This window comes from Pseudomonas sp. NUPR-002 (assembly GCF_056322725.1).
Map to the genome: position 1 here is coordinate 4,418,187 of NZ_CM150476.1, position 18,893 is coordinate 4,437,079.

An 18,893-nucleotide genomic window follows, 5' to 3' on the forward strand; every position below is an offset into this window, starting at 1 on the left:
GCTTGTTGCCACAGCGACCGTAACCCAAGGGCCGTGAATCCCCTTGACCGGTCGTGACTGTTGAAGAATGCGTGCAAAGGCAGACGGGATCGGCTCGACCTCTTTGTAACCCGCATGCCGGCAACGGAAACGGGGCACAACAAGCCTGACCGATTGGACAAGAAAAGATGAATAACGGTACACATATCAATCAGATAATTGTGTACACTTTGTCCGCCAACAATGCCCGGAACAGCGGTAGAACGGGCTTTGGCAAAGGTCGGCGCGGGAGCCATCGCGTTGCAATAACCACACGGTTTATACATACTTGCGCCGATTTTTTAACCTACAAAAACACCCAAACCGTGGAACCTTAGAATGAGCACAGCAATCAGTCCGACTGCTTATAACTATAAGGTCGTCCGCCAGTTCGCCATCATGACGGTGGTCTGGGGGATCCTTGGCATGGGGCTTGGAGTCTTCATCGCCTCGCAACTGGTATGGCCCCAGCTGAACCTGGACCTGCCATGGACGAGTTTTGGACGCCTTCGCCCACTGCACACCAACCTGGTGATTTTCGCCTTCGGTGGCTGTGCGCTGTTTGCCACTTCCTATTATGTCGTGCAGCGAACCTGCCAGACGCGACTGATTTCCGACAGCCTCGCGGCCTTCACCTTCTGGGGTTGGCAAGCGGTGATCGTCGGTGCGCTCATTACCCTGCCACTGGGTTACACCACGACCAAGGAATACGCCGAGCTGGAATGGCCGATCGCCATTTTGCTGGCCATTGTCTGGGTCACCTACGGTGTGGTGTTCTTCGGCACCATCGTCAAGCGTAAAACCAAGCACATTTATGTGGGTAACTGGTTCTACGGTGCCTTCATCGTCGTGACCGCGATGCTGCACATCGTCAACCACGCGTCCTTGCCGGTCAGCCTGTTCAAGTCGTACTCGGCTTACTCCGGTGCTACCGACGCGATGATCCAGTGGTGGTACGGCCACAACGCCGTGGGCTTCTTCCTGACCACCGGCTTCCTCGGCATGATGTACTACTTCGTACCCAAGCAGGCCGAACGCCCGATCTACTCCTATCGCCTGTCGATCGTGCACTTCTGGGCACTGATCACCCTGTACATCTGGGCCGGTCCGCACCACCTGCACTACACCGCCCTGCCAGACTGGGCGCAGTCGCTGGGCATGGCCATGTCGATCATTCTCCTGGCACCGAGCTGGGGCGGCATGATCAACGGCATGATGACCCTGTCGGGCGCCTGGCATAAGCTGCGCACCGACCCGATCCTGCGTTTCCTCGTGGTGTCGCTGGCGTTCTACGGCATGTCGACCTTCGAAGGTCCGATGATGGCGATCAAGACCGTCAACTCGCTGTCGCACTACACCGACTGGACCGTTGGCCACGTACACGCCGGCGCGTTGGGCTGGGTAGCGATGATTTCGATCGGCGCCCTGTACCACCTGATCCCGAAAGTCTACGGCCGCGAGCAGATGCACAGCATCGGCCTGATCAACGCACACTTCTGGCTGGCCACCATCGGCACCGTGCTGTACATCGCTTCGATGTGGGTCAACGGTATCACCCAAGGCCTGATGTGGCGTGCAATCAACGATGACGGCACCCTCACCTATTCCTTCGTCGAGGCCCTGCAGGCCAGCCATCCGGGCTTTATGGTCCGCGCCCTGGGCGGTGCGTTCTTCGCCTCCGGCATGCTGCTGATGGCCTACAACGTATACCGCACTGTCCGCGCGTCGAAACCGGCCGAAGCTGAAGCCGCCGCTCAGATCGCTGTAGTGGGAGCCCACTGATGAAGCACGAAGTAGTCGAGAAGAATATCGGCCTGCTGGCCTTCTTCATGGTCATCGCCGTGAGTATCGGCGGCCTGACCCAGATCGTCCCGCTGTTCTTTCAGGACGTCACCAACAAGCCGGTTGAAGGCATGAAGCCACGCACCGCGCTGGAACTGGAAGGCCGTGACATTTACATCCGCGAAGGCTGCGTACAGTGCCACTCGCAGATGATCCGTCCGTTCCGCGCCGAAACCGAACGCTATGGCCACTACTCGGTAGCCGGTGAAAGCGTCTGGGATCACCCGTTCCTGTGGGGTTCCAAGCGTACCGGCCCGGACCTGGCCCGTGTCGGCGGTCGTTACTCCGACGACTGGCACCGTGCTCACCTGTACAACCCGCGCAACGTCGTGCCTGAGTCGAAAATGCCGGCCTACCCCTGGTTGGTAGAGAACAAGCTCGACGGCAAAGACACGGTCAAGAAGATGGAAGTCTTGCGCACCCTCGGCACGCCGTACACCGATGCAGACATTGCCGGTGCCCGCGACGCAGTCAAGGGCAAGACTGAAATGGACGCCCTGGTTGCCTACCTGCAAGGCCTGGGCACCATCATCAAAAGCAAACGGTGACATTGATGGATATCGGGATGATTCGTGGCCTGGGCACCGTCGTGGTGATGGTGGCCTTTATCGGCCTGGCGTTGTGGGTGTTCAGTTCTCGGCGCAAGTCCGAGTTCGACGAAGCGACCATGCTGCCCTTCGCGGATGATCCCGAAGCCAGCAAGCACGTCGAGCAAGCGCAAGCGAAAGCGTCTAGGAGTAACAACGAATGACTACCTTCTGGAGTCTGTACGTCACCGTTCTGAGTCTGGGCACCATCTTCGCCCTGACCTGGCTGCTGCTGTCCACCCGCAAGGGCCAGCGCAGCGATATCACTGAAGAAACCGTGGGCCATGCCTACGACGGCATCGAGGAATACGATAACCCGCTGCCGCAGTGGTGGTTCTGGCTGTTCGTCGGCACCATCGTTTTTGCCCTCGGTTACCTGGTGCTGTACCCGGGGCTGGGCAACTGGAAAGGCGTGTTGCCCGGCTACCAGTACCTGGACAACGAGAAGAAAACCGCGTTCGCCAACGGCCAGGCTGGCTGGACCGGCGTACACGAGTGGGAAAAGGAAATGCTGCGTGCAGATGCCAAGTTTGGGCCGATCTTCGCCAAATTTGCTGCCATGCCGATTGAAGAAGTGGCCAAAGATCCTCAAGCCCTGAAGATGGGTGGCCGCCTGTTCGCCTCCAACTGCTCGGTGTGCCACGGTTCCGACGCCAAGGGTTCCTACGGCTTCCCTAACCTGACCGACAACGACTGGCGCTGGGGCGGTGATCCGGCCACCATCAAGACCACCATCATGGGCGGTCGCCATGGCGTGATGCCGGCCTGGGCAGAAGTGATCGGCGAGCAAGGCGTTGCTGACGTTGCCGCTTACGTGCTGACCAACCTGGACGGCCGCAAGCTGCCAGAAGGCGCGAAAGCTGATGCCGCCAATGGCCAGAAGATTTTCGCAGCCAACTGCGTGGCTTGCCACGGTCCTGAAGGTAAAGGCACCCCCGCCATGGGCGCACCTAACCTGACCCACCCACAGGCGTTCATCTACGGTTCGAGCTTCGCGCAACTGCAGCAGACCATCCGTTACGGCCGTCAGGGCCAGATGCCTGCTCAGGAAGCGATCCAGGGCAACGACAAGGTCCACTTGCTGGCCGCCTATGTCTACAACCTGTCGCATCAAGGTGAAAAGGCGGCTGAAGCGAAGTAATTCGCATAGCCACCCCAAAAGCCCCGTCAGTGCAGACTGGCGGGGCTTTTTTTATAGGCGCTGACGGTGGGAATAACATGTAGGAGCGGGCTTGCCCCGCGATTGCAGTTTGCCAGCCACAACGCTTCGCGGGGCAAGCCCGCTCCCACAACTGATGGCGCAAGACAATGGCCCCCAAACCACCCGCTTGACCCAGATCACTTGACACGCCCACTACACTAAACACCAGGCAAACCCAACGCGACTAAAGGTCGCAGCGTGCCCCATGTTGCCACTACAGGCGTATCATCCGCCCTAGAGCAGCATAAACGTCTGACTGCGATCGGCATGTACTGATCGTGGCACTCTTCCACTGCCGTGGGACTCAATGATGAGCAAGCAAATTCCAGTACATGATGTCACCCCGCCTGCCAATAAAAACAAAGACAGCGTAGACCTCTACGCGTCTCGGGAAAAAATCTACACCCGTGCCTTCACCGGCATTTTCCGTAATTTGCGCATGGTCGGTGGCGCCGTCCTGTTCCTCCTGTACTTCGGTACGGTGTGGCTGAACTGGGGTAATCATCAGGCGGTCTGGTGGAACCTGCCAGAGCGTAAGTTCTACATCTTTGGCGCGACCATCTGGCCACAGGATTTCATCCTGCTGTCCGGCCTGCTGATCGTTGCCGCCTTTGGCCTGTTCTTCATTACCGTGTTTGCCGGTCGGGTGTGGTGTGGCTACACCTGCCCGCAAAGTGTCTGGACCTGGATTTTCATGTGGTGCGAAAAGGTCACTGAAGGTGACCGCAACCAGCGCATGAAACTCGACAAGGCACCGATGAGTGCCAACAAATTCCTGCGCAAACTGACCAAGCACAGCCTGTGGCTGCTGATCGGCTTCGTCACCGGCATGACCTTCGTCGGCTACTTCTCGCCGATCCGCGAACTGGTCGTCGAATTCTTTACCGGCCAGGCCGACGGCTGGGCCTATTTCTGGGTCGGCTTCTTCACCCTGGCCACCTACGGCAACGCTGGCTGGCTGCGTGAGCAGGTGTGCATCTACATGTGCCCTTATGCCCGCTTCCAGAGTGTGATGTTCGACAAAGACACCCTGATTGTGTCTTACGATCCACGTCGTGGCGAAACCCGCGGCCCGCGCAAAAAAGACGTCGACTACAAAGCCAAAGGCCTGGGTGATTGCATCGACTGCACCATGTGCGTCCAGGTATGCCCGACCGGCATCGACATTCGCGACGGCCTGCAGATCGAGTGCATTGGTTGCGCGGCGTGCATCGACGCCTGTGATTCGATCATGGACAAGATGAACTACCCCAAAGGCCTGATCAGCTACACCACGGAGCACAACCTGTCCGGGCAGAAAACCCATATGCTGCGCCCGCGCCTGATTGGTTACGCCGTGGTGTTGCTGGCAATGATTGCCCTGCTCACCAGCGCCTTTGTGCTGCGTCCGCTGGTAGGCTTCGACGTCAGCAAAGACCGCGTCCTGTATCGCGAAAACGCCCTGGGCCGGATCGAGAACGTCTACAGCCTGAAGGTGATGAACAAGGATCAGCGCGACCACGTCTACGTGCTGGAAGCTGCCGGTCTGCCAGGCCTGAAGCTGGAAGGCGCGAAGGAAATCCGCGTTACCGCCGGCGACATTGTCAGCCTGCCAGTACAACTGTCGATGGCCCCGGAAGAACTGCCATCGAGCACCAACGAAGTCACCTTCATCCTCAAGGACGCCGACGACAGCGCCACCCAGGTTGAAGCCAAGAGCCGTTTCATCGGCCCGCAAATTCGATAAGAGACTGAGCCTATGCCTTCTGCAACTGCCGCAAGCCCTTGGTACAAGCACCTCTGGCCGTGGATCATCATCGGCGTGCTGGCCACTTCGGTGACCTTGAGCCTGACCATGGTGACCATCGCGGTGAACAACCCCGACAACCTGGTCAACGACAACTACTACGAGGCCGGCAAAGGCATCAACCGCTCGCTGGACCGCGAGTTGCTGGCCCAGACCCTCAAGCTCCAGGCCAGCGTGCACCTTGACGAGCTGACCGGTGAAGTCGAGCTGCGCCTGAGCGGTAACAGCCAGCCGAAAACCCTGGAACTGAACCTGATCTCGCCCACCCAGCCAGAGAAGGACCGCCGGGTCATCCTCGCCCAGAGCGCCGGCGAAGCCGGGCGTTACGTGGGTCAGCTGACGGACAGGGTCGAAGGACGTCGCTTCGTTGAACTGCTTGGCAGTGAGAACGAGCATGTCTGGCGCCTGTTCGAAGAAGAACAGGTTGGCCATGATGTGACCCTGCAGCTGGGTGATGAAGCGCTGCAAGGGGCTGAACACCTCGAGAATTGAGTCGTCATTGATCGCGGGGCAAGCCCGCTCCCACGTGGGAGCGGGCTTGCCCCGCGATCAGCTCCCTCCGACCTCACGACAGATCGCTATGACCAGCCCCACGCCCTGCTACCACTGCGCCCTGCCCGTTCCTGCCGGCAGCCACTTCACCGCCGTGGTACTCGGCCAATCCCGGCTATTCTGCTGCCCGGGCTGCCAGGCTGTGGCCGAAGCCATTGTTGCCGGCAACCTCGAGAGCTATTACCAGCACCGCAGCGAAGCCAGCGCCAACCCCGACGCCCTACCCCAGCAATTGGTCGACGAACTGGCCCTGTACGACCGCGCCGACGTGCAAAAGCCCTTCGTGCGCCACAGCGGTGAGCTCGCCGAAACCACCCTGCTGATTGAAGGCATCAGTTGCGCGGCCTGTGGCTGGTTGATCGAAAAGCACCTGCGCAACCTGCCAGGAGTCGCCGAGGCACGCCTGAACCTGTCCAACCATCGCCTGCACGTGAACTGGGCCGACAGCCAGTTGCCGCTGTCCAAGCTGTTGGCCGAACTGCGCCACATTGGCTACGCCGCTCACCCCTACCAGGCTGATCGTGCGGCCGAACAATTGGCCAACGAAAACCGCACGGCCCTGCGCCAACTCGGCGTCGCCGGCCTGCTGTGGTTCCAGGCGATGATGGCGACCATGGCCACCTGGCCAGAATTCAATATCGACCTGAGCCCGGAACTGCACACCATCCTGCGCTGGGTCGCGCTGTTCCTCACCACCCCCATCGTGTTCTACAGCTGCGCCCCGTTCTTCCGAGGCGCGGCCCGCGACTTGCGCACCCGCCACCTGACCATGGACGTCTCGGTCTCCCTGGCGATTGGCCTGGCGTACGGCGCCGGCATCTGGACCGCCATCACCGGCAGTGGCGAGTTGTATTTCGACGCGGTGGGCATGTTCGCTCTATTCCTGTTGGCCGGTCGCTACCTGGAACGCCGCGCACGTGAACGTACCGCTGCTGCCACGGCACAACTGGTCAACCTGCTGCCCGCGTCCTGCCTGCGCCTGGGGGCGGCAGGTCAAAGCGAGCGGATCCTGCTCAGCGAACTGCAACTGGGCGATTGCGTACTGATCCAGCCCGGTCATGTGGTGCCGGCCGATGGCCGTATCGTCAACGGCCAGTCGAGCATTGATGAATCGCTGCTGACCGGCGAGTACCTGCCTCAGCCGCGCCGCGCCGGTGATGCGGTGACCGCCGGCACCCTGAACATCGAAAGCGCGCTGACCGTCGAAGTCCAGGCCCTGGGCCAGGACACACGGCTATCGGCAATCGTTCGCCTGCTTGAACGTGCGCAGTCGGAAAAGCCGCGCCTGGCGGAAATTGCCGACCGCGCCTCGCAGTGGTTCCTGCTGTTCTCGCTGGTGGCTGCCGCAGCCATTGGCTTGTTGTGGTGGCAACTGGACCCGTCCCGGGCGTTCTGGATTGTTCTGGCCATGCTGGTCGCCACCTGCCCTTGCGCGCTGTCACTGGCCACGCCAACGGCACTGACGGCCGCCACCGGCACCCTGCACAAACTCGGTTTGCTGCTTACCCGCGGTCACGTCCTCGAAGGCCTGAACCAGATCGACACGGTGATCTTCGACAAGACCGGCACACTCACCGAAGGCCGCCTGACCTTGCGCGCCATACGGCCGCTGGCCGAGGTTGATGCCGATCAGTGCCTGATGCTCGCCGCCGCTTTGGAAAACCGCTCCGAGCACCCGATTGCCCGCGCCTTCGGCCGTGCCAGCACCGCCGCCGATGAAGTCCACGCCGAACCGGGCCTGGGGCTTGAAGGCGTGGTGCAAGGTCAACGCCTGCGCATCGGTGAGCCGGGTTACGTGTGCGCCCTGAGTGGCACCACCGCGCCAACGATGCCCGCCGAACCCGGCCAATGGCTGCTGCTGGGCAACAGCCAGGGCGCGCTGGCCTGGCTGGTACTCGATGATCGCCTGCGCCATGACGCCGCCGACTTGCTCGCCGCCTGTCGCGCCCGTGGCTGGCAGACCTTGCTGTTGTCGGGCGACAGCTCGCCGATGGTGCACAGCGTGGCCAGCGAACTGCAGATCGACCAGGCCATCGGCGGCCTGCGCCCGGACGACAAGCTGGAAAAACTCAAAGCCCTGCAGCAACAGGGGCGCAAAGTGCTGATGCTCGGCGACGGTGTCAACGATGTACCGGTGCTGGCCGCTGCCGACATCAGCATCGCCATGGGCTCGGCCACCGACCTGGCCAAGACCAGTGCCGACGCCGTGCTGCTGTCCAACCGCCTCGATGCCTTGATCCAGGCCTTCAGCCTGGCCAAACGCACCCGTCGGATCATTATCGAAAACCTGCTCTGGGCAGCGCTGTATAATGGCCTCATGTTGCCTTTCGCCGCCCTCGGCTGGATTACTCCGGTATGGGCGGCGATCGGCATGTCGGTGAGTTCGCTGATCGTCGTGCTCAACGCCTTGCGCCTGACCCGGGTCAGCGCCCTGGCCAGCAGCGATTCAGCCACCCGTACCTCTGACCCCGCCACGGCCTGATCAGGAGCTAACATGCCCGCGCTTTACGTCATGATTCCGGCCGCGCTGCTGATCGTCGCCATCGCTGTGTACATCTTCTTCTGGGCGGTAGACAGCGGCCAGTACGACGACCTCGACGGCCCGGCCCACAGCATCCTGTTCGACGACCAGGACCCACAACACACCGCGGCGATGGACGAAGCCGACGGCAAGAAACCCGACGACGGCGCACCACCTCGTGCTTGAACTGCTGCCCCTGCTCAGCTCGGCGCTGATCCTTGGCTTGCTTGGCGGCGGCCACTGCCTGGGCATGTGTGGCGGCCTGATGGGCGCGCTGACCCTGGCGATCCCTAAAGAGCAGCGCCAGCGCCGCTTCCGTTTGCTGCTGGCCTACAACCTCGGACGTATCTGCAGCTACGCCCTGGCTGGCCTGTTGCTGGGCCTGGCCGGCTGGGCGGTGGCCAGCAGCCCGCTGGCGTTGGGCATGCGTGTAGTGGCTGGGTTATTGCTAATCAGCATGGGCCTGTACCTGGCCGGCTGGTGGAGCGGCCTGACTCGCATCGAGGGCCTGGGCCGCGGCCTGTGGCGCCATATCCAGCCAATCGCCAACCGCCTGCTGCCGGTGTCGAGCTGGCCGCGCGCGCTGCTGCTGGGCGCACTGTGGGGCTGGCTGCCGTGTGGTCTGGTCTACAGCACCCTGCTGTGGGCCGCCAGCCAGGGCAACGCGGTCGACAGCGCCCTGCTGATGCTGGCCTTCGGGCTGGGCACCTGGCCGGTATTGCTGGCCACCGGACTGGCCGCCGAGCGCACCAGCGCCTTGCTGCGCAAACGTGGCGTGCGCGTCGCCGGTGGCGTGCTGGTGATCCTGTTCGGCATCTGGACCCTGCCCGGCCCACATCAACACTGGCTGATGGGCCACTGAAGCCACGTTGATGCAAATCAAGATGTATACACTGACGCGCGCCTAGAATTTGCACACTGCTGCTCATTCTGGGGATTGCCCACATGCTCGACGCACTCCGTTGGGACTCCGACCTGATCCGTCGCTACGACCTGTCTGGCCCACGCTACACCTCCTACCCCACCGCGGTGCAACTGCACAGCGAAGTCGGCTCATTCGACCTGCTGCACGCCCTGCGTGACAGCCGCCGCGCGGTGCGCCCGCTGTCGCTGTATGTGCATGTACCGTTCTGCGCCAACATCTGCTACTACTGCGCCTGCAACAAAGTCATCACCAAGGATCGCGCCCGCGCCCAACCTTACCTGCAGCGCCTGGAACAGGAAATCCAGTTGATCGCCTGTCATCTGGACCCCAAGCAGACTGTCGAGCAACTGCATTTCGGTGGCGGCACCCCAACCTTCCTCAGCCACGTTGAATTGCGTCAACTGATGGCGCACTTGCGTCAGCACTTCAATCTGCTCGACGACGACTCAGGCGACTACGGCATCGAGATTGATCCGCGCGAGGCCGACTGGCCGACCATGGGCCTGCTGCGTGAACTGGGCTTCAACCGCGTCAGCCTGGGCGTACAAGACCTCGACCCGGCAGTGCAACGCGCCATCAACCGCCTGCAAACCCTGGAACAGACCCGGGCCATCATCGATGCGGCGCGCACCCTGCAATTTCGCTCGATCAACCTCGACCTGATCTATGGCCTGCCCAAGCAGACCCCGGAAGGCTTCGCCCGCACCGTCGAAGAAGTGATCAAACTGCAACCCGACCGTCTGTCGGTGTTCAACTATGCCCACCTGCCGGAACGCTTCATGCCGCAGCGGCGCATCGACAGCAATGACCTGCCGGCCCCTTCGGCCAAACTGGAAATGCTGCAGCGCACCATTGAGCAACTAACCGAAGCCGGCTACCGCTACATCGGTATGGACCACTTCGCCCTGCCCGATGACGAACTGGCTATTGCCCAGGAAGAATCGACCCTGCAACGCAACTTCCAGGGTTACACCACCCATGGACATTGCGACCTGATTGGCCTCGGCGTTTCAGCGATCAGCCAGATCGGCGACCTGTACTGCCAGAACACCAGCGACCTCAACACCTACCAGGACACCCTGTCCAGCGCTCAACTGGCCACCAGCCGCGGGCTGATCTGCAACGCAGACGATCGCCTGCGTCGCGCCGTAATCCAGCAACTGATCTGCCATTTCGAACTGGACTTCAACAGCATCGAAGAGGCCTTTACCATCGATTTTCGCGGTTACTTCAAAGACCTCTGGCCCGACTTGCAAGCCATGCACAAAGACGGCCTGATCAACCTCAGCAACGAGGGCATCCAGGTACTGCCCGCGGGTCGCCTGCTGGTGCGTTCGGTATGCATGGTTTTCGATGCCTACCTTGGCTTACACAATCAGCAACGATTTTCCCGAGTGATCTGATCCAGCTTCGGACACGGTTTACAGTAATACATGTAAAGCACACTATGTTTAATGGAGGTCGGACGATAAGCCGCACCTCTATCAGCCCACCCTATCCGGGTGCGGGCTGGCCCAAACCCCATGCCCTGAGTTACCCTTACGGCTTATGTGTGCTTTCCAGCAAGGAATGAAGAAATGTCCGAGCCAGTTAAACTGCGCCCCCACAACCAGGCCCACTGCAAGGATTGCAGCCTGGCGCCTCTGTGCCTGCCATTGTCGTTGAACATGGAAGACATGGATGCACTGGATGAAATCGTCAAACGCGGGCGACCGCTGAAAAAAGGCGAGTTTCTGTTCCGCCAGGGTGACAGCTTCGCTTCGGTCTACGCAGTGCGCTCCGGCGCCCTGAAAACCTTCAGCTTAAGCGATAGCGGCGAAGAACAGATCACCGGCTTCCACCTGCCCAGCGAACTGGTCGGCCTGTCCGGCATGGACACCGAAACCTATCCGGTATCGGCCCAGGCCCAGGAAACCACGTCGGTGTGCGAAATCCCCTTCGAACGCCTCGATGAGCTCTCGGTGCAACTGCCGCAGCTGCGTCGCCAGCTGATGCGGGTCATGAGCCGCGAAATTCGTGACGACCAGCAGATGATGCTGCTGTTGTCGAAAAAAACCGCCGATGAGCGAATTGCCACTTTCCTGGTCAACCTCTCGGCGCGTTTCCGTGCCCGTGGTTATTCGGCCAATCAGTTCCGCCTGAGCATGTCGCGCAACGAAATCGGCAACTACCTGGGATTGGCCGTGGAAACTGTTTCACGGGTTTTCACCCGCTTCCAGCAAAACGGCCTGATCGCCGCTGAAGGCAAGGAAATCCACATCCTCGACCCGATCCAGCTGTGCGCGCTGGCCGGTGGTGCGCTGGAGAGCTGAGGCCGCTGGATAAGGGTATACTGGCGGGCATTCGTTTTCAGGATACCCGCCTCATGTATAGCGACGCCTTCGACCTCAAAGCCCTGATCCGCCCCGTACCGGACTTCCCGAAAGCCGGCGTGATCTTTCGCGACATCACGCCGCTGTTCCAGTCGCCACGTGGCCTGCGCCATGTGGCTGACGCCTTCATCGAGCGTTATGTCGAGGCCGAGTTCAGCCACATCGGCGCCATGGACGCGCGCGGTTTTCTGATCGGCTCGATCATCGCCCACCAACTGAACAAACCGCTGATCCTGTTCCGCAAGCAGGGCAAGCTGCCGGCCGATGTGCTTGCCGAAGGCTACCAGACCGAATACGGCGAAGCGTTCCTTGAAGTGCATGCCGACAGCCTGTGCGAAGGCGATTCGGTGCTGATTTTCGATGACCTGATCGCCACCGGCGGTACCTTGCTGGCGGCCACCAACCTGGTACGACGCATGGGTGCCCAGGTGTTCGAAGCGGCAGCGATCATTGACCTGCCGGAGCTCAGCGGCTCCCAGCGCCTGAATGCGGCAGGTGTGCCGACCTTCTGCCTGACCGAGTTTTCGTTGAGCGAGTATTGAGTTCGATCGCGGGGCAAGCCCGCCCCCACACACCTTGTGGGAGCGGGCTTGCCCCGCGATGCTTACAACGAAATCGGCTTACGCCCGGCAAACGAATGCGCCAGCGTCCCACCATCAACCAATTCCAGCTCACCGCCCAAAGGCACGCCATGGGCAATCCGCGAAGCCACCAAGCCTTTATCGGCCAGTAACTGCGCAATGTAGTGCGCCGTCGCTTCGCCTTCCACCGTCGGGTTGGTCGCCAGGATCACTTCGGTGAAGGTGCCCTGCTCTGCAATCCGCGCCATCAACTGCGGAATGCCAATCGCCTCTGGCCCCAGGCCATCAAGCGGTGACAAATGCCCCTTGAGCACGAAGTAACGACCGCGATAGCCGGTCTGCTCCACGGCATAGACATCCATCGGCCCTTCAACCACGCACAGCAGCGAGTCATCACGACGCGGATCGGCACACTGCGGGCACAGCTCCTGCTCGGTCAGGGTTCGACACTGGCTGCAATGGCCAACGCCTTCCATGGCCTGGCTCAGCGCTTGTGCCAGACGGGTACCGCCACTGCGATCGCGCTCAAGCAGTTGCAAGGCCATGCGCTGGGCGGTTTTCTGGCCAACGCCGGGCAAGGTGCGCAAAGCATCGATCAGTTGGCGGATCAGTGGGCTGAAACTCATGGTCATTAGCCTGAAAATTGAAAAAAGCGGGAAAAACAACAATGGGAGCAACGACCGAACGGCCGCGCTCCCATCGCAGGTACTACAGCCGATGGCTTAGAAAGGCATCTTGAAACCAGGTGGCAGTTGCATGCCAGCGGTCATACCGCCCATTTTTTCCTGGCTGCTCTGCTCAACCTTGCGAACAGCGTCGTTGACGGCGGCGGCGATCAGGTCTTCCAGTACTTCTTTGTCTTCCTGCATCAGGCTGTCATCCAGGCTGATGCGCTTGACGTCGTGACGACCGGTCATCACCACGCTCACCAGACCGGCGCCGGATTGGCCGGTCACTTCGGCGTTGGCCAGCTCTTCCTGCATCTTGGCCATTTTTTCCTGCATCTGCTGGGCCTGCTTCATCAGGCCGGCCATGCCACCTTTCATCATGGGGATCACCTCAAACTTAGACTTACGGGGTGCGGCGAGGACCAGGCCCTGGCCGCTTTGTGTTTATTCGCCCTGGGCTACTACCTGGGCATCTACAGGCTCAATGGTATCGTGTCGAACCATGGCGCCAAACTGCTTGATCATCTGCTGGATGAGCGGATCGGCGTCAATCGACGCCTCGGCCTCACCCTGACGCTCGGCACGCTTGCGTGCTGCCGCCTGGGCCGGGGTTTCCTGCTCCGGGCGGATCAACTCGATAGACAGTTTGAGCGTGCGACCGAAGTGCTGGTTCAACGCATCGTTCAAACGTCGCTGCTGGGTGGCATTGAACAGCGCACTGTGCGCCGGGTCCAGGTGCAGCAGCCAGTCATCGCCGTCAGCGGCGATCAACGTGCAGTTGGCGGCGATACTGCCGGTCATCCCGGAGATCGGCAACTGCGGGAATAATTCCAGCCATTGCAAGGCCAGGCCTGTGGCCGGCTTAGCCGCTGGCAGCGGCTCAGGCGCAACCACCGGCGCATCCTCATGCACATGCTCGATGGCCAGTTCATCCAGATAACTGTAGCTGGCCGGATCCATTTCCGGCTCATAGTAATCTTCATCCAGCGGCGGCTCGTCGTCGCGCTCCATGCCGGCCGGGCTGTAACCGATCGAGTCGTCCAGCGGTGGTTCGTCCTGGCGCTGCGCCGCAGCGGCTGCTGGCGCCGCCTGCGCTGCCACTACAGGTTCAGGTTCAGGCTCAGGTGCTGGCGCAGCAACGGCCGGAATTGGATCGTTCCACGGCAGATCGACCTCCGCCGCAGGTGCTGCAACCTCGGCCTCAACCGCGACCTCGACAGGCGCCGGTTCAGGTTCGGCAACGGGCTCAGGTTCGGGCGCCGCAGGTGCAGGCTCGACAACCGGTGCAGCCACCACAGCCGGCGCAGCGACGCTCGCTGCTGCCACCGTGTGTGCCGAATCAGCTGTGGCCTGGCTGATCCCCACCGGCTTTAGTACCGGCGTCGGGGCGTCATTGGTATCGGCCGGGCGGAAGGCCAACATCCGCAGCAGAACCATTTCGAAACCGCCCCGTGGATCGGGCGCCAACGGCAAGTCGCGACGGCCGATCAGGCCCATCTGGTAGTAGAACTGCACGTCTTCGGCAGGCAAAGCCTGAGCCAGCGCCAGCACCCGGTCACGATCGCCCTGGCCGTTGTCCACCGCCTCAGGCAATGCCTGGGCAATCGCCACGCGGTGCAGCACATTGAGCATTTCGGCCAGCACGCCACTCCAGTCCGGCCCTTGCTCGGCCAGCTGGCGTACTGCCTCAAGCAGCGCACGGGCATCGCCTTCCAGCAGCGCCTGCAGCACGCCATAGACCTGACCATGGTCGAGGGTACCGAGCATGGCCCGCACATCGGCAGCCAGTACCTTGCCTTCACCGAAGGCAATGGCCTGGTCGGTGAGGCTCATGGCATCGCGCATCGAGCCATCGGCGGCACGCCCCAGCAGCCACAGCGCATCGTCTTCGAACGGGACGTTCTCGGCACCCAGCACATGGCTCAAGTGCTCGACCACCCGCTCGGGCGTCATGTTCTTCAGGGAAAACTGCAGGCAGCGCGACAGAATGGTGGCTGGCAGCTTCTGCGGGTCGGTGGTCGCCAGGATGAACTTGACGTAGGGCGGCGGCTCTTCCAGCGTCTTGAGCAAGGCGTTGAACGAGTGGCTGGAGAGCATGTGCACTTCGTCGATCAGGTAGACCTTGAAGCGCCCACGGCTCGGCGCGTACTGCACGTTGTCGAGCAGTTCGCGGGTGTCTTCGACTTTGGTGCGGCTGGCGGCGTCGATCTCGATCAGGTCGACAAACCGGCCCTCATCGATTTCCCGGCACACCGAACACGTTCCACAGGGGGTGGAGGTAATGCCGGTTTCACAGTTCAGGCATTTGGCGATGATCCGCGCGATGGTAGTCTTGCCCACGCCGCGGGTCCCGGTGAACAGGTAAGCGTGATGCAAGCGCTGGTTGTCCAGGGCGTTGATCAATGCCTTGAGCACATGGGTCTGGCCGACCATTTCGCGGAACGAGCGCGGACGCCATTTACGTGCAAGAACCTGATAACTCATCGAAAACCGTCAAATAGATAGACCAAAGACCGCTAATCCTAGCGGAGCAGGCCTGAAATTGCATCCGCTATACCGTCCAACCCGGTAAGCTTTGTACGCCAGGATGCTGATGCGACACAGGGAGAAGTAGATGCGTTGGGTTTTCAGTCTGTTGTTGCTGTATGTCGGTCAGCTGTCGGCACAGTCGTTACCGCCATTGCGTTTTGCAATCACAGACAGCTGGAGCATGCCGCTGGTAAGGGTCGAGTACGGGCAACCGGTGGAAGGGATCGTCTTTGACCTGATGAACCGCCTGGCCAGCCACCTGCAGCGTCGCCCCGAATATCACGTTTTACCGCGCTTGCGCTTGCAGGCAGCAATGCAGCGTGGCGGCATCGATGTACGCTGTTTCGTGATGCCCTCCTGGAGCACAGAACCGTCAGACACCTTCAGCTGGACCCCGCCACTGTTCCAGCAGCGCGACTGGCTGGTTGCAGACCATCGGCATACCCTGCCGGCAAGTCTGGCGACCCTGCCCAGCCAAACCATTGGCACCGTGCTGGGTTTTCAATACCCCACCTTGCAGGCGCAATTCGACAGTGGCTACTTTGAACGCGACGACGCCCGCACCCAACTGCAAGTACTGCAAATGCTCCAGGCCGGTCGTTACCGCTACGCGATCAGCAATCAAGCGAGCCTGGACTGGTTCAACAGCCAACTGCCTCCCGATGAACGCCTTCAGCCGCTGCTGGTGCTTGAGGAGCAACAATTGGGCTGCATGGTGCGCAACGACCCCTCGATCCCTACGCAAGGCATCCTGCAAACACTGCAACGGATGAAGCAAAGCGGTGAAATCGAGCAAGTCTTCGAGCGTTATAGCCATCTGAGCAGTTCAGCTGCAGCACCGACCGACAATCAATAGCCGTGTGATTCGCGGAATTTTTGCTGCTGGTGGTACTCGACCCACTCAACCACATCGTACGGCAGGTACAACTGCTGGCGGGCGCGTGACAGGGCAATGTACACCGCGCAGATGCGCTGATCGAAGGCGTAGGCGTCCTTGAACATGACGTTGCTCAGTAACTCGGGCGTCAACAGCACCCGGTCGAACTCCATCCCACCCGCCGTGTCCGCCATCATCAGCATGCAGCTTTTACCCGGCGCGCCGAGCAGCCGGTTCAGGCGGTTCATATCGGCAACCTTGAAGCCATTGGCCAGCGCTTGCTCGACCCACAGAAACGCCTCATCAAAGCGGTTGGCGTCGCGCACCTGTTGCCAATCGGCCAGCTCGCTGAAATATACGTGCGGCCCTTCCAGGCTGTGTTCAAGGCTGTAGAAGCGGGGATTGAACAAGGCGATAGCCGTGGACATGAAGCGCTCAAGATCGGCCTGCGCCGCTTTATCCGGGAAACTGAACGGGCAGTTGGCATCGTGCAGCTCGATCATCCACTTGATCGTGTCCCAGTGCGATGCCGTCAGCACCACACAACCCTCAGGCGGCACAAAGCCCAGCGGGTAATGCTCGATCCCGACGTCAGCATCACGCGCCCCTTCAAACGGCACCTTGCCCTTCTCGGTATGCTGATCAATCAATGGATTGACCAGGCGCTCGACATTGCGACCGGAACGCACCGAATAGCTGACATCGCTCTGGCGCACCTGACGTGCGCGCCAGACCCGCTCGCCGCTGGCTTGCTGGTATTCATCACCGAGGGTGATCAGCACCTGTCGGCCACGCTCGATGATCTGTAGCAGCGACGCAGGAATGTCCTGACTCTCATCGATCAGCACATGACTGTAGCGCGCTGGCACCACACAGCCGGCCAGGCTGGCACGCTTGATCAGCAACAACGCCTCGAAACCGGTGCGACTCCCCCAGGACGGATTTGCCTCCAGATAGGTCCACAGACGGCTGGAATATTCCAGCAGCACCTTGGTATCCACGTTACTCAGCGCTTGCTTGAAATGCGGCAGATGTTTGGCCGCCAGGCTGTGATCGCGGGACTGGCAATAGCGCTCGAGCACCTTGAGACAGACATCCAGGGTCGCTGCGCCTTCGTGACCGCGAAAACCGAGAATGTTCAGCGTTTGCGCCAGCGCCTGCTTGTTTGGCTGCCTGGCCTGGGCAGCGGCCGTTTGCGGACGCCCCCCGGGCATCAGCGCCCGGGCAAAGGCCATGAAAGTGCGACCGACCTTGTCACTGCCGGCACTGCCCATACGCTGGCGAAGCGCTGCCAGCTTTTCAGCGGTGCGCGCCAGCACCAGTGTTTTCTCCGGTTGCAGGCATTCCAGCAAGGTACCGAGCAGGTGACTTTTGCCGATGCCGGCATAACCCTGCACATGCAGGTCTTCGTCCAGATTGGCGCGAAAGGTTCTGACCAGCTTGTCTTGCGCACCACTCAACCAGCGCTCGCGCTGCCGAGGCGTAACCATCTGCTGGTTGAACGGATTGTTGCGCTGATGGTGGCGGACCCGGTAACCGACATCCCATTTGCCATCGGCCAGCAGATACTCACGCGCTGCCGCCTCCTCGGCCAACAGAAAGCGCACATTCACGCTCTTGAGCGCATTAAGACCGAAGTACAGCTTGCGCGGATCGAACAAGCGCTGCGCTTCCGACAGCAGCCCGACTGCTGCTGAATGCTGTGCATCGACCGCCCAGGCAATCAGCCGAGCCAGAATCTTCTCTACTGCATCAGCATTCAGGTCTTTCTCCGCCGCCTGCGCCAGGTTCTGGATCACCAGCAGCGCTGCCAGCTCAGGATCAGACAGGTCACTGAGTGCCTGGGCCCCCTCCGCCGCCAACAAGCCTGTACAGACTTCTTCGGTAATCGGCAAAAACATCGGGCTGGATAGATCAACATGTTCCGGGTGCATACAACCTCACAGCCAGGGCAAACAGGTCACTGGATCGCGCCTGGCCAAACGCTTCATTCAATTCAAGATACTGGGGATGACGGCTTGTCGATAACGCCAAGGTCAAAATGATAACTGCCCAAAGTGCCGGACATACCGCCGGGGTAGCTGTGCGCTTGAGCCGCTGATACGCCCTTCTGCGCGTCGAGCAGCCCTTGCAGCTCATAGACCGCCATGTCCAGCAGCCTGCGCAAGTCTTCCGCACTATTGGCGCTCACCTGCAGCTGCAGATCGAACAGACCGGCCGCTGGCCGCAGCGGCTGTTCAGTCTTGGCCGGGGTGCTCACCGCCGCTGCCAGAATGGCCGCATGCTCGTCATCCATAAGGTCCAGCACCTGCGACAGTTCCAGGGTCTTTTCCGGATGCGACTGCATTTGGTCCTTGATGTCCAAACGACGGATCTGCCATTCCCGCAGCTTTTCTTTGGTCAGGTCGTCTATTTCGTCCACGTGCGCAATCTC

Annotated in this window: 18 protein-coding genes; 13 read left to right on the plus strand and 5 right to left on the minus strand. The window is 60.9% G+C overall.

The annotated features are described in order from the left end of the window. Positions 1–357: 357 nt before the first annotated feature. From ccoN to ACVWSC_RS20245, 12 genes are all read left to right on the plus strand, one after another. Entirely contained in the window at positions 358–1,800 is a 1,443-nt protein-coding gene (gene ccoN / locus ACVWSC_RS20190; RefSeq protein WP_442108864.1) for a cytochrome-c oxidase, cbb3-type subunit I, read from the plus strand. Then, entirely contained in the window at positions 1,800–2,408 is a 609-nt protein-coding gene (gene ccoO, locus ACVWSC_RS20195) for a cytochrome-c oxidase, cbb3-type subunit II (protein WP_105641559.1), read from the plus strand. Before ccoN ends, ccoO begins: the two co-directional genes overlap by 1 nt. A 5-nt stretch (positions 2,409–2,413) precedes the next feature. After that, entirely contained in the window at positions 2,414–2,611 is a 198-nt protein-coding gene (locus ACVWSC_RS20200) for a CcoQ/FixQ family Cbb3-type cytochrome c oxidase assembly chaperone (RefSeq protein WP_010225992.1), read from the plus strand. Next, on the plus strand, positions 2,608–3,588 hold the full coding sequence (ccoP, locus tag ACVWSC_RS20205) for a cytochrome-c oxidase, cbb3-type subunit III (protein ID WP_442108865.1): 981 nt from the start codon (positions 2,608–2,610) through the stop codon (positions 3,586–3,588). Before ACVWSC_RS20200 ends, ccoP begins: the two co-directional genes overlap by 4 nt. Positions 3,589–3,958: 370 nt before the next feature. After that, positions 3,959–5,374, plus strand: a complete 1,416-nt coding sequence (gene ccoG / locus ACVWSC_RS20210; RefSeq protein WP_442114343.1) for a cytochrome c oxidase accessory protein CcoG — start codon at positions 3,959–3,961, stop codon at positions 5,372–5,374. Between the two features lie 12 nt (positions 5,375–5,386). Beyond that, a complete protein-coding gene (locus ACVWSC_RS20215) occupies positions 5,387–5,926 on the plus strand; it encodes a FixH family protein (RefSeq protein ID WP_442108866.1) in 540 nt (179 codons plus the stop codon). 88 nt (positions 5,927–6,014) lie between these two features. Continuing rightward, positions 6,015–8,468 (plus strand): heavy metal translocating P-type ATPase, encoded by a 2,454-nt coding sequence (locus tag ACVWSC_RS20220; protein ID WP_442108867.1) that lies wholly within the window; start codon positions 6,015–6,017, stop codon positions 8,466–8,468. Positions 8,469–8,480: 12 nt separating this feature from the next. After that, complete coding sequence (gene ccoS / locus ACVWSC_RS20225; protein WP_028945394.1) at positions 8,481–8,693, plus strand: cbb3-type cytochrome oxidase assembly protein CcoS; 213 nt, start codon at positions 8,481–8,483, stop codon at positions 8,691–8,693. Beyond that, positions 8,686–9,369, plus strand: coding sequence for a sulfite exporter TauE/SafE family protein (locus ACVWSC_RS20230; RefSeq protein WP_442108868.1), 684 nt, complete (start codon positions 8,686–8,688; stop codon positions 9,367–9,369). Before ccoS ends, ACVWSC_RS20230 begins: the two co-directional genes overlap by 8 nt. A gap of 83 nt (positions 9,370–9,452) precedes the next feature. Then, positions 9,453–10,835, plus strand: a complete 1,383-nt coding sequence (gene hemN / locus ACVWSC_RS20235; RefSeq protein ID WP_442108869.1) for an oxygen-independent coproporphyrinogen III oxidase — start codon at positions 9,453–9,455, stop codon at positions 10,833–10,835. A 174-nt stretch (positions 10,836–11,009) separates the two neighbouring features. Further along, the gene (fnrA, locus tag ACVWSC_RS20240; RefSeq protein WP_442108870.1) at positions 11,010–11,744 is read left to right on the plus strand and encodes a Crp/Fnr family transcriptional regulator FnrA; all 735 of its coding nucleotides are present in this window, start codon (positions 11,010–11,012) and stop codon (positions 11,742–11,744) included. 53 nt (positions 11,745–11,797) lie between these two features. Continuing rightward, positions 11,798–12,346, plus strand: a complete 549-nt coding sequence (locus ACVWSC_RS20245; protein ID WP_442108871.1) for an adenine phosphoribosyltransferase — start codon at positions 11,798–11,800, stop codon at positions 12,344–12,346. Positions 12,347–12,408: 62 nt separating this feature from the next. On the opposite strand, the gene recR is transcribed toward ACVWSC_RS20245, so the two are convergent. From recR to dnaX, 3 genes are all read right to left on the minus strand, one after another. Further along, positions 12,409–13,011, minus strand: a complete 603-nt coding sequence (gene recR / locus ACVWSC_RS20250) for a recombination mediator RecR (protein WP_442108872.1) — start codon at positions 13,009–13,011, stop codon at positions 12,409–12,411. Positions 13,012–13,107: 96 nt separating this feature from the next. Next, entirely contained in the window at positions 13,108–13,434 is a 327-nt protein-coding gene (locus ACVWSC_RS20255; protein ID WP_075802553.1) for a YbaB/EbfC family nucleoid-associated protein, read from the minus strand. Positions 13,435–13,497: 63 nt separating this feature from the next. Next, a complete protein-coding gene (dnaX, locus tag ACVWSC_RS20260; protein WP_442108873.1) occupies positions 13,498–15,537 on the minus strand; it encodes a DNA polymerase III subunit gamma/tau in 2,040 nt (679 codons plus the stop codon). 130 nt (positions 15,538–15,667) lie between these two features. On the opposite strand from dnaX, the gene ACVWSC_RS20265 reads away from it, so the two are divergent. Continuing rightward, the gene (locus tag ACVWSC_RS20265; protein ID WP_442108874.1) at positions 15,668–16,438 is read left to right on the plus strand and encodes a substrate-binding periplasmic protein; all 771 of its coding nucleotides are present in this window, start codon (positions 15,668–15,670) and stop codon (positions 16,436–16,438) included. Here ACVWSC_RS20265 and ACVWSC_RS20270 read toward each other — a convergent pair. Both ACVWSC_RS20270 and ACVWSC_RS20275 read right to left on the minus strand, forming a co-directional pair. Continuing rightward, positions 16,432–18,393 (minus strand): hypothetical protein, encoded by a 1,962-nt coding sequence (locus ACVWSC_RS20270; protein ID WP_442108875.1) that lies wholly within the window; start codon positions 18,391–18,393, stop codon positions 16,432–16,434. The two genes, ACVWSC_RS20265 and ACVWSC_RS20270, sit on opposite strands and share 7 nt — an antisense overlap. Before the next feature lie 62 nt (positions 18,394–18,455). Next, on the minus strand, positions 18,456–18,881 hold the full coding sequence (locus ACVWSC_RS20275; RefSeq protein ID WP_442108876.1) for a hypothetical protein: 426 nt from the start codon (positions 18,879–18,881) through the stop codon (positions 18,456–18,458). Between the last annotated feature and the right edge of the window lie 12 nt (positions 18,882–18,893).